9 protein-coding genes and 1 tRNA gene are annotated in these 11,554 nt (G+C 45.5%); 4 read left to right on the top strand and 6 right to left on the bottom strand.

Translation table 11 applies throughout. The features are described from left to right. Positions 1 to 367 precede the first annotated feature (367 nt). Together QUB25_RS28655 and QUB25_RS28650 are read left to right on the top strand one after the other, a co-directional pair. A complete protein-coding gene (locus tag QUB25_RS28655) occupies positions 368 to 1,657 on the top strand; it encodes an HhoA/HhoB/HtrA family serine endopeptidase (protein WP_445251995.1) in 1,290 nt (429 codons plus the stop codon). Between the two features lie 263 nt (positions 1,658 to 1,920). Beyond that, positions 1,921 to 2,793, top strand: coding sequence for an MBL fold metallo-hydrolase (locus tag QUB25_RS28650; protein WP_333188720.1), 873 nt, complete (start codon positions 1,921 to 1,923; stop codon positions 2,791 to 2,793). Between the two features lie 223 nt (positions 2,794 to 3,016). Here QUB25_RS28650 and QUB25_RS28645 read toward each other — a convergent pair whose 3' ends face one another. The 3 genes from QUB25_RS28645 to gcvH all read right to left on the bottom strand — a co-directional run bounded on the left by QUB25_RS28645 (position 3,017) and on the right by gcvH (position 7,209). Further along, entirely contained in the window at positions 3,017 to 3,301 is a 285-nt protein-coding gene (locus tag QUB25_RS28645; RefSeq protein WP_333188717.1) for a hypothetical protein, read from the bottom strand. A gap of 166 nt (positions 3,302 to 3,467) precedes the next feature. Continuing rightward, positions 3,468 to 6,419: an aminomethyl-transferring glycine dehydrogenase gene (gene gcvP / locus QUB25_RS28640; RefSeq protein ID WP_333188716.1), complete on the bottom strand. Its 2,952-nt coding sequence runs from the start codon at positions 6,417 to 6,419 to the stop codon at positions 3,468 to 3,470. A 400-nt stretch (positions 6,420 to 6,819) separates the two neighbouring features. Next, on the bottom strand, positions 6,820 to 7,209 hold the full coding sequence (gcvH, locus tag QUB25_RS28635) for a glycine cleavage system protein GcvH (RefSeq protein WP_333042492.1): 390 nt from the start codon (positions 7,207 to 7,209) through the stop codon (positions 6,820 to 6,822). Positions 7,210 to 7,268: 59 nt separating this feature from the next. Here gcvH and QUB25_RS28630 point away from each other — a divergent pair, with 59 nt between their 5' ends. Further along, a complete protein-coding gene (locus QUB25_RS28630; protein WP_333188713.1) occupies positions 7,269 to 8,102 on the top strand; it encodes an alpha/beta hydrolase in 834 nt (277 codons plus the stop codon). Between the two features lie 114 nt (positions 8,103 to 8,216). Here QUB25_RS28630 and gcvT read toward each other — a convergent pair whose 3' ends face one another. The 3 genes from gcvT to QUB25_RS28615 all read right to left on the bottom strand — a co-directional run bounded on the left by gcvT (position 8,217) and on the right by QUB25_RS28615 (position 10,001). Further along, on the bottom strand, positions 8,217 to 9,368 hold the full coding sequence (gene gcvT / locus QUB25_RS28625) for a glycine cleavage system aminomethyltransferase GcvT (RefSeq protein WP_333188711.1): 1,152 nt from the start codon (positions 9,366 to 9,368) through the stop codon (positions 8,217 to 8,219). A gap of 203 nt (positions 9,369 to 9,571) precedes the next feature. Next, positions 9,572 to 9,644 (bottom strand) — tRNA-Ala (locus QUB25_RS28620). A gap of 153 nt (positions 9,645 to 9,797) precedes the next feature. Next, positions 9,798 to 10,001, bottom strand: coding sequence for a hypothetical protein (locus QUB25_RS28615; RefSeq protein ID WP_190659577.1), 204 nt, complete (start codon positions 9,999 to 10,001; stop codon positions 9,798 to 9,800). A gap of 1,020 nt (positions 10,002 to 11,021) precedes the next feature. Between QUB25_RS28615 and QUB25_RS28610 the strand changes: the two genes are divergently transcribed. After that, positions 11,022 to 11,342, top strand: a complete 321-nt coding sequence (locus QUB25_RS28610; RefSeq protein WP_333188709.1) for a hypothetical protein — start codon at positions 11,022 to 11,024, stop codon at positions 11,340 to 11,342. Positions 11,343 to 11,554 lie beyond the last annotated feature (212 nt).

The following is an 11,554-nucleotide window of genomic DNA, read 5'->3' as shown; positions in this document are numbered from 1 at the left end:
TTTTGACAATTTTCGAGATCGACTATTAGCTTGCTTTTCTAATTAGTCTTTCTTATCACCGCCAACCCAGAAGACCCAGCAAGATTGTTGTTGACTTCGGATATCAATCCAGTGAAAAGTTCGCGGGAAATGCGGAATATGCGAGCTAGCTACCGTAGTTTGTATTATCGCAATCAGACAGCAATTCGCTAGTGCCGACCCTGTTCGATCGTACTCAAAAGCTGGAATCCACAGACAATTTACCTGCGGCTGTCCGGTTTCTACCCCAGCTTGTAGGGTAAACCCCACCAGTCAAGCAGATATCATAAATGCTTGAATTAAAATTAAAGAACCTTTCGTTCAAATTTAATTACAGTAGGTGCTAAAAATGCAAAACCATAATTATAACTCTCGCTCTAACTCTCACCAAATCAATACTATGTCAACCAAAAATAGACCTGCTGACTCTCAGCGTTCTTGCCGTTTCTATTTGCCGAAAAAACTTGCTTTTTTATCCCTCATTTTGGTCGGCTCCACCGCAACTGTTGGGTGCAACGCCCTAACTTCTCAAGTTCCGGGAAGTTCTAATGCCATTCAAGCTGAACCTTCAACTACAGCGCCAATCTCAGCATTGCCTGCGAATATACTGCCCTCTCAAGACTCTAATTTTGTTACTAAAGTTGTGCAGGAAGTCGGCCCGGCAGTGGTGCGGATCAATTCGTCTCGCACGGTGACGAATCAAGTTCCAGATGAGATACCTGAGCAATTCCGCCGCTTCTTCGGTTCAGAATCTCCGATTGCGCCGGGAAATCGGGTAGAACGAGGTTCCGGTTCGGGTTTTGTTTTTGGTTCTGATGGCCGCATTTTGACTAACGCTCACGTCGTTAACGGGGCGGATACGGTGACGGTAAAACTGAAGGATGGCCGCGAATTTGTCGGCAAAGTTTTAGGCGTAGATACAGTTACTGATGTGGCTGTTGTTAAAATAGAAGCTAACAACTTGCCTGTGGTGAATTTGGGCAAATCTGAAGAGTTACAGCCGGGAGAATGGGCGATCGCGATCGGCAATCCCCTCGGTTTGGACAATACTGTGACTGTGGGAATTATTAGCGCTACAGGCCGTTCTAGCGCCGATGTCGGTGTTCCCGACAAGCGCGTCAGCTTTATTCAAACCGACGCTGCGATCAATCCCGGCAATTCTGGTGGGCCGCTGCTGAACCAGCGCGGTCAAGTTATCGGCATGAATACGGCGATTATTCAAGGCGCTCAAGGATTGGGTTTTGCTATTCCGATCGATCGAGCACAACAAATTGCCGACCAATTAGTAACAGCAGGAAAAGCCGAACATCCTTATCTCGGCGTTCGGATGTTGAGCATTACTCCCGAAATCAAGAGAGAATTTAATCAAAATCCCAACACCAAATTGAGGCTGACTGAAGATAAAGGCGTGTTAGTTTTGGGAGTTGCGAAAAATTCTCCGGCGGCACAAGCTGGAGTTCGCCTTGCCGATGTCATCAAGAAAATCAACGGTACAGAAGTCAGCGATGCTGGCAGCGTACAGCAAATTGTCGAGAAAAGTACAGTGGGCAGCGATCTGCAGCTTGAATTGAGCCGCGGCGGACAACCTGTTACTGTGGCGGTGAAAGCGGGTGCTTTTCCAGCGGATCGGCAGCCGTAGAATTGTTGATTGAAACTTATATCTTGCACGCAGAAGCAAGAGTCCGGCAGGGCTTTAAACCCCTGCCTCCAAGTATCAGTCCTATCCAAGAGGACTGATACTAATCTACTGTCAATAAATACGGATTAATTATTAGTCGGTTTTAACATTAGTCGGTTTTAACCGGATTGTGCTGTGATAGGGTTTCAACCCCCGTCGGCAGGTCAGGGGTACTCGTTATAGTAAGTTACCATAATTTATAGGGGTTATTAAGAGGTAGAAAAATGGCTAACATTAATCGGAGGCGTACTGAAAATATTAACGGTAACTTTTATGTAGACAGTACCTGCATTGACTGCGATACTTGTCGGTGGATGGCACCTGAAGTATTTGGTCAAGCGGGAGAACAGTCTGCGGTTTACCACCAGCCAACTAATGAAACTGAAGAAATGCGATCGCTCGCGGCTCTTTTGTCTTGTCCCACAACTTCGATCGGCACTGTAGAAAAACCCAAAAGCATCAAACAAGCCCAGCAACTGTTACCCGCACTCGTAGCAGAAAATGTCTATCACTGCGGCTACCACTCAGAGAAATCCTACGCCGCAGCCAGCTATTTAATTGTCCGTCCCGAAGGAAATATTTTAGTTGATTCTCCCCGTTTTGTGCCGCCGCTAGTCAAAAACATAGAAGCAATGGGCGGCATTCGCTATATGTACTTGACTCACCGCGACGATGTGGCAGATCATCAACAATACCACGATCATTTTGGGTGCGATCGCATTCTCCATGCTGACGAAATTAACGCGGGTACTCGCAGTGTAGAAATTCAATTGCCTGGTAGCGAACCGCATCAAATCGCAGATGATTTGTTGATTATACCTGTTCCCGGCCACACGAAAGGTCACACAGTTTTGCTCTACAATAACAAGTTTTTGTTCACCGGCGATCATCTTGCTTGGTCGGAAAGCTTGCAGCAGCTAGTTGGCTTTCGCGAAGTCTGTTGGTATTCTTGGCCGGAACAAATCAAATCTATGCAAAATTTGGCTAATTACTCGTTTGAATGGGTGTTGCCGGGACACGGCCGCAGGTATTATGCCGATCGACAAACAATGAGCAATCAAATGCAACAGTGTGTTGCTTGGATGCTCAGTGCTTAATACCGCAGATTTCAACTAAGTGAAGTACATTCACCCCACCCGCCCTATCGGGTACCCTCCCCTTAATAAGGGGAGAGTTGGGGAGGGGTGTACTCCATTTAGATGCCAAATGCTGTAGTTGAAAACCCCTTTTATTCTCCGCCGTTGAAACAGCTATTAGATACACAAAGTCCTAGCAGAGGGGGACTAAGAAGAAGTGGGGATATTTAAGCCGGATTAGGTATTAAGCCTTTGGAATGGCAACCAAAGTGATAGAATTAGCGGGATAAGTTGCCTGAAAACCTGCGGCGCTGACACCTAAATCGGTCTGACGGACGATCGCCTGCAAATTCGCATCGCTATAACTGTAAACTTGAGCTTTGGCGGCTGGGTTAAATCCTTTCAAACTCAACTTGCTGGTCAAATTTTGGCTAGTTTTATTAATAATTACCAGCGTCAGAGTACCATCACTGGTACGATCGGCTGCGTAGATTGACAAAAGCCCTTTATCTGTGCTAGCTGAGCGCACCCAAGTATCGCCTTACTTACCGCCTTTTCCGTCGTAATTCATGTACATTCGGAAAGCCTAAGCCCCCGGTTCCGATATACATTTAAATTTTATTTTTTGGGCGGGCTAGAAGCACCCCACAAGATTATATGCGTAAGGTGCCCATTGCCCACCCGGAGAGACTTATTTAACCTTGACTGTAAGCCTCCATTGGCAAACAAGAACAGACAAAATTGCGATCGCCAAACGCATTATCTATCCGCCCCACCGCCGGCCAAAACTTATGTTCGCGAGTCCAAGGTGCCGGATAAGCCGCTTGCGATCGAGTATAAGGACGATTCCACTCATCAACCATCAGAGATTCGGCGGTATGCGGCGCATTTTTCAATACGTTATTTTGCGCGTCAGCATTACCGTTTTCAATCTCCGCAATTTCCGATCGAATTGCAATCATTGCATCGCAAAAACGGTCTAATTCCTGCTTCGATTCGCTTTCGGTAGGTTCCACCATTACCGTACCAGCAACCGGCCAAGAAACCGTCGGCGCGTGATAGCCGTAATCCATCAATCGTTTAGCGATATCTTCAACTTCAATAGCCGCAGACTTTTTGAGTGATCGCAAATCCAGAATACACTCGTGCGCCACCAAACCAGCTTTCCCTTTGTACAAAACCGGATAGTAAGATTCTAAGCGTTTTGCCATGTAATTAGCATTAAGAATTGCTACTTTTGTCGCTTCAGTTAAACCTACTCCTCCCATCATCCGAATGTACATCCAAGAAATAGGCAAAATGCTAGCACTTCCCCAAGGCGCGGCGGAAACAGCACCAACTGATATTTGTTGACTGTTGACTGTTGACTGTTGACTGTTAAGAATAGAATGACTGGGCAAAAATTCTACTAAATGAGACATTACCCCAATCGGCCCCATTCCCGGCCCGCCGCCGCCGTGGGGAATACAGAAAGTTTTGTGCAAATTCAAGTGACAAACATCAGCACCAAAATCACCGGGGCGGCACAAACCAACTTGAGCATTCATATTCGCGCCGTCCATATAAACTTGTCCGCCGCAGTTGTGAACTATCTCGCAAATCTCTTTAATTTCTTCCTCAAAAACGCCGTGCGTTGATGGATATGTCACCATCAAAGCCGCCAGTTCATTTTTGTGCTTTTCGGCTTTTTTATGTAAATCTGCAACATCAATATTACCCTGGGAATCGCACTCGACAGCAACTACTTTCATTCCCGCCATCACCGCGCTAGCCGGATTTGTACCGTGGGCTGACTGGGGAATCAAACAGATATTTCGGTGAGATTCGCCTTGGTGTTCGTGGTATTGGCGAATAACTAACAAACCCGCGTATTCGCCTTGGGAACCGGCGTTGGGCTGCAAAGAAATTCCCGCAAAACCGGTGATTTCTGCCAGCCACTGTTCTAGTTGCACGAACATCATTTGATAGCCACGAGTTTGATCGCGGGGTGCAAAGGGATGTATCTTGCCAAATTCTGCCCAAGTCACGGGCATCATCTCTGCAGTGGCATTCAATTTCATTGTGCAAGAACCCAAGGGAATCATCGATGTATTTAGCGATAAGTCCTTGGCTTCTAAACGGTGCAAATACCGCAAAAGTTCAGTTTCTGAATGATAGCTGTTGAAAACTGGATGGGCGAGATAGCTGCTGGTGCGATCGCAAAAATCTGGTAATGTCAAATAGCCACTCAATGCGTCTGCATCCAGCGGAATGTTGAGAGCATTCTGCCCGTCCGCCCTGATATAATCTTTATCCTGTGCAAAAATTTTCCACAACTCTTGCACATCTTCAACGGTGACAGTTTCATCTAACGTGATTCCCACTGTCGAATCATCGAAAATTCGGAGATTAATTTTGCGAACTTTAGCAGCTTCTAGAATTTCTGACAGCGGTTTATCTCCCAATTCTACCCGCACAGTATCGAAGAAATGTTGAGAACCAATTTTGTATCCGAAACTCCTTAAACCGGATGCCAAAAGTGCTGTTAAACTCCATACTTTCTCAGCAATGTCTCTCAGTCCAGACGGGCCGTGATAAACAGCATACATACTCGCCATCACTGCCAGCAAAACTTGAGCAGTACAAATATTGCTAGTAGCTTTTTCGCGGCGGATGTGCTGTTCGCGAGTTTGCAAGGCCAAACGTAAAGCAGATTTGCCGTTTGCATCTTTAGAAACGCCGACTATTCGCCCCGGAACTTGCCGTTTAAACTCTTCTCGCGTGGCGAAATAGGCTGCGTGGGGCCCTCCGAATCCCATCGGCACTCCGAAGCGCTGAGTGCTTCCTACAGCTATATCCGCGCCGAATTCGCCGGGGGGTGTGAGCAAGCAAAGGCTCAATATGTCGGCGGCGACTGTGACTAATGCGCCGACTTCGTGTGCCGATCGAATAAAATCCGTATAGTCGTAAATTGCGCCGTCTGTGGCGGGGTACTGCAGGAGAGCGCCGAAGATTGTACGATCGAACTCAAAGCTTTGATGGTCCCCGACAATTACCTCAATTCCCAGCGGCTTAGCGCGAGTTTGCACAACTTCAATAGTTTGAGGGTGGCAATCTTGGGAAACAAAAAACGCTTTTGCCTTATTTTTGCTGGCGCCGTAACTCACCGCCATCGCTTCCGCCGCCGCTGTCCCTTCATCTAGCAAAGAAGCGTTGGCAATTTCCAAACCCGTGAGGTCAATTATCATGGTTTGGAAGTTCAGTAAAGCTTCCAATCGGCCTTGAGCAATTTCGGCTTGGTAGGGAGTGTAAGCTGTATACCAGCCGGGATTTTCTAGGATATTCCGCTGAATGACCGGGGGTGTGATGCAGTCGTGATATCCAGTGCCGATGTACGATCGAAATACCTGATTTTTTGCCGCAATTTCTTTCAATTCGGCCAAAGCGCTGTACTCGCTTTGCGCTGCGGGAAGTTGTAGGGGTGCTGAAATGCGAATCGCCGCTGGAACCGTTTTGTCAATCAACTCATCGAGGCTGGAAATGCCCAAAACATTGAGCATTTGCTGGATTTCGCTGGGTGTCGGGCCAATGTGCCGCCCCGCAAAACCATTGATGGAGGAAAGGTTTTGCTGCTGGTTGGGTTCAAGTTGAGGGCTGTAGAGTACCAAGGCGGATTCTCCTGAATAGACTTGTGCTTCTTTGTTTGTAACATTTTGCTAAGAAAACCAGGAAGATTTTCTGCGTCTATCAAAGTCCGACAGTCCGACAGGGGTTGAAACCCCTGTCTCATAGCTAAAGTCGTCGGTCGCCGACTAAGCAAGATTTTTTGTGTGTATCAAAGTCCGACAGGGGTTGAAACCCCTGTCTCATAGCTAAAGTCGTCTGAAGACGACTGTAGATTAAGCTGCACTTATCGCAACTCCCCCCGCAACAGCTTGGTATTTCAGTCGTCTTTAGACGACTTGTGCTATTAGCCAGGGGTTTCAACCCCTAGCAGATTGTGGAATTATCAACGAGCCCTATGCCCTATGCCCCATGCCCCATGCCCTATGCCCTATTCCCTATGCCCTATTCCCCTTCCACCATTTTTCGATACTCCGGGGCCGAGAAAGCATCGTCTGCTTCGCTGGTGTTGTCAACGCGCACTTTCAGCAGCCATCCAGCGCCATAGGGGTCTTCCGCCAAATTTTCGGGAGACTCTATAATGTCATCATTGCGTTCTACAACTGTACCGGTAACTGGTGCTTTCAAGTCTTCAACGGCTTTCACTGACTCGACTGTACCGAAAGCTTCTCCCTTTTCCAACCCTGCACCGACTTCTGGCAAATCTAGAAACACGATATCGCCGAGTTGGTCAACTGCAAAGGCACTGATGCCGATGGTGGCAATTTCGCCTTCGAGTCGGATGTATTCGTGGGTGTCTAGGTATTTCAGGTCATCGGGGTATGTTAGTGCCATGTCTTTTCTCGCAATAAAAAAGTATTAGTTAAATCTTATTCAAATATGAGCCTTTAGTGATGGCTAACTGGAACAAAAAAAATATTAAACGCTTGCTTTTTGGAGAATTTTCTGTCAAAAGACTGATGCTATCTATAATTTTTATTTACGCATTTCTGTGTTTTTACGGTTTCTTTTTGTCAGAACGGCTAATTTTTCAACCTCCCCCATCTAGTCAGAGTAATAGCAGGGAAGTTATCAAAGTTAGCTCAGCTAATGGCGTGAAAATTTCTACTGTTCATTTTCCTAACCCGCAAGCTCAATATACTATACTTTACAGTCACGGAAATGCGGAAGACTTGGACAGCATTTTGTGGCTACTCAGAGAGATTCGAGATAGCGGGTTTGCTGTGTTTGCCTATGATTATCAAGGTTACGGCACGAGCCAGGGAAAGCCTTCTGAGTATAATACTTATCGTGATATTGAGGCTGCTTACAATTATTTAACCCAACATTTGGGAGTACCTGCAAAGCAAGTTATTCTTTACGGGCGTTCTGTGGGGGGTGGGGCGGCAATTGATTTGGCTTCGCGGCAAAAAGTGGGAGGTTTGGTGGTTGAAAGTTCCTTTGTTTCGGCTTTTCGGGTGTTGACGCGGATTCCTATTTTACCCTTTGACAAGTTTGTGAATATTGATAAGGTTGGCAAAGTTCGATCGCCTGTTTTGGTGATTCATGGTAAGGCTGATGAGGTGGTGCATTTTTGGCATGGACAGCAGTTGTTTGCAGCGGCGAAGCAGCCGAAATTGAATTTTTGGGTTGATGGGGCGGGTCATAATGATTTGATGGATGTGGCGGGCGATCGCTATGCTGCAACTTTGCGACAATTTGCTAAGCTAGTAGATGAGTCTGCTTGACCACAATTATGAGCAACGGGCTAGAAGCCCGTTCCACAACAACACATACACTTACACTTTATTGTGAACCATTGCTGTGAGCAACTCCCCTGAATTAATGCTCACCTACTTAAGTTAAATGGGGCGGTTTTGCGATCGATAAAATGGTTTTTTCACCACACTAGCAGGATAGTTTTTTCCGCGAATTTCTACCTCTAATTGCTGACCGATTTTAGCTAATTGTGCCGGAACAACCGCGAGGCCCACTGCCCGATTCAAAGTAGGCGATAATGTACCGCTAGTAACTTCTCCTACTTTTTCGCCTTCACATATTACGGGATAGCCGTGGCGCGCAATGTGCCGCCCCTGCATTTCTAACCCTACCAACCGCTTGGATACTCCACTCGCTTTTTGCTGTGCCAAAACCTCACGGCCAATAAAATCGCCTTTGGTGTCGAGGTGAACAACCCAACCCAATCCAGCTTCTAAAGGCGTGATATTGTCGTCGATATCTTGACCGTAAAGAGCCATTGCTGCTTCTAAACGCAACGTATCCCTCGCGCCCAAACCGCAGGGCACAACGCCAGCAGCTAACAATTTTTGCCACAGTTCTTTCCCTACTTCGGCATCCACCATGATTTCAAACCCATCTTCGCCGGTGTAACCTGTTCTGGCGATAAAACTCGGCTGTCCCAACAGATTTGTTTCTAAGTGACCGAATGCCTTAATTGGTGACAGGTTGTCTTCCACAAAAGACTGGAGATAGTTAACAGCCTCTGGCCCTTGAATGGCAATTAAAACTTTATCTTCGGAGATGTCTGTAAAACAGAGTTCGCTCAATTCTAAGTGAGTGGTGATCCATGCTTTGTCGGCGAGGCGAGTGGCTGCGTTGACAATGATTACTGCACGTTCTTCGCTAGTGATAGGGTCTGGTTCTTGGCAGTAGAAAATAATGTCGTCTAAGATGCAGCCTTTGGCATTTAGCAAGACTGTATATTGAGCTTGACCGGGTTGCAAGCGGCTCAAGTCTGAGGGTACTAAGAGTTGAAATTTTTCTATTACTTGTTTCCCTCTCAAACCAAATTTTCCCATGTGGGAAATGTCGAACATTCCTGCTTGCTGTCGTACTGCTTGGTGTTCGCTGCTGATGCCTGCGTACTGCACCGCCATCTCCCACCCGGAAAAGGGCACCATTCGGCCTTTGAGTTCTAATGATAGGTCGTACAGAGGCGTGCGGGCAAGTTGGCTCGGACTCTCTGGATTGCTGGGTTCAGTTGACTTTGCCACAGGTAGCGCTTTGGTTGCGGGTAGACTGTTTTGATTTTACGGGAAAATTGGTTTTCGCGGTGTGTGGCCCGATCGAATTTAACGACACGGCAATGGTGTTTAGGTACCAGTCGCGATCAAATTTAAGCACGCGCTCGTACTGTTTGGGTACAAATTGGGTACAAATTAGGACACAGCAGTGATGTATCCCTAATCTTAATTTATGGAGAATAGCGGGCTCGAACCGCTGACCCCTACAATGCCATTGTAGTGCTCTACCAACTGAGCTAATTCCCCTTTCTTTTCGCGCTCTCAATCATGCCTTAACTGGCCAATATTTGTCAAGCTTTTTGAGGAAATTAGTTTTGAACCCTGGATTGGCAAGGCTTTCGGCTTTTTTTCCAAAAAAGTCTCCTCGCTTCTGGACAATGGTCAATCCCCTACTATGATCTAGTAAGTGTGTTGCGATATTTCGGTCAAATGGCTCAAACAAGACCCCATGAGGAAGTAGACGACTAGCAGAGCGGCGGCTGAGACCGCAACTAGGGTGCCGGCTAGCATTAGTGAAAATTCCCGTTGCGCGATCGCCTCCTGCATTAAGTGCAAAGACCAGGCAACGAGGGCAACGTCAATTATTAAAATAGAAACCAGCATAAGTTACGATTTGTAACAGCTTACCTATTGTAACAAAACTTTTCGCTCAGTGCAGATAAGCTCAGGCGTATTTAACTTTTGCTGTAAAACCCGAAGGGAGCAGCGGAAAGCTACTGAGAAAAAATGATAGCTTTTATTGATAATTACAATATGCAAAGTAAATGAGAGCTAGCTCAGCTTTAGATGTGGCGTTTTTGACTCTTGAGCCAGCGATTAAGAGCGGGATAGCTGCACTTCACACGCTTTTTTGAGGGGTCAGGGTGCGATCGCTATTCTCGCCAAACCCTTACTTTCATAGCTTTAGCCTTTATCGACTTGTTTTGATTTCAAATTTTCCACTATTTGAGCAATCAGTGGACGATAAATGGTGTTATGTAAGTGTTCCTTGTACCACTTCTTCTAATTCCCACTATCACAGCTTATTCCAGGCTTATGAAGTACACCGCGCTCTCACGGGGCTTCTTTACAGTTCTCGCATCATTAGTGATTCTGTTCAAAAAACCCGGTTAATCGCGCTCTACATCTATAGGAAATATGCTGTATCCCTCTTCTGTCACTAAGCGGCAGAAGAAAATAATAATTCATTCTCATTTATCAAGTGAGAGAAGGGATTTGGGTAAAAATTCATTAACGATCTTAATTGACCCAAGCCTGTAGATAATTGTGGAAGAGGAAAAAATTTTATTCATTTTTGTATCAAGTTAAAGCTAATTAAAGCTTGTAGTATTAATCAATACTCGGGACAGTTTTTAAAGAGGGATGCGCTCGCAATAAAGCACAGAAGCGAAAAAAGTGAGTGCAATCTGAACCCAAAATAAACAGAAAAAACGGCGCTCTTTTAGGTTAAAATATAAAAATACACAAGCTTAATAGATTGCCTTAGGAAGATTATTGAATCCATCTTTACAATAAATCCCGGGGATGAGTCAACCCCCAAAGAAGTTTTTAGTCACTTTATTTTAAACTATTTTGGTTGTCTATGGCAAGGTCAATTTCACGAATCTCAGTCGTTATAGTTATTTGATAGAAAAAAACTACCGTCGTCACTTTCTCAAAAGCTTTAAATCTCCACAATTTACTCAATATTTTCTTGAACTTGCTTTGAATTATGAACACACAGTCATTGCTGTTATTGAGGGTTATTTTTTGAGAAAACGTGGCCCCAAAACTGACGGTAAAGCTTATTTTTATAATGGTGTAGCTGGTAAATCGGAACAGGGGTGGGAAATTGCTGTGATTTCTATTGTAGAAATTGAGAGTCGTTTATATTATAGCTTAAGCGTACAGCAAACTCCATCACGTCCTCAAATAAAGCCCCTGAAAAAACTGGCAGAAAATTAGAAGAATTGCTGGTCAAAAAACACTCGCCAAAAACAGGACTCTCAAACTTCAAAGCCTGACATCACAAGAGTTAATGACTATGCACAACATTTGAAGAATACTCGTTATTTCTTCCCAACTTTTGTATGTTATTTGGTCGCTGATGGCTATTACTACCGCTCTAAATTCTGGGATGCTGTGCGGGAGTTAAATTTAGACTTTATTAGCAAGCT

Origin of the sequence: Microcoleus sp. B3-D7, from assembly GCF_036705305.1 — a bacterium.
GTDB lineage: Bacteria > Cyanobacteriota > Cyanobacteriia > Cyanobacteriales > Microcoleaceae > Microcoleus.
The sequence above is the reverse complement of the archived record's forward strand: the minus strand, read 5'-3'. Positions and strand labels throughout refer to the sequence as shown.

Coding starts and splice junctions, on each gene's coding strand:
- gcvH (WP_333042492.1), bottom strand. CDS start 7,209: ATGGCACTAACATACCCCGATGACCTGAAATACCTAGACACCCACGAA.
- QUB25_RS28615 (WP_190659577.1), bottom strand. CDS start 10,001: ATGCTGGTTTCTATTTTAATAATTGACGTTGCCCTCGTTGCCTGGTCT.
- QUB25_RS28655 (WP_445251995.1), top strand. CDS start 368: ATGCAAAACCATAATTATAACTCTCGCTCTAACTCTCACCAAATCAAT.
- QUB25_RS28630 (WP_333188713.1), top strand. CDS start 7,269: ATGGCTAACTGGAACAAAAAAAATATTAAACGCTTGCTTTTTGGAGAA.
- QUB25_RS28650 (WP_333188720.1), top strand. CDS start 1,921: ATGGCTAACATTAATCGGAGGCGTACTGAAAATATTAACGGTAACTTT.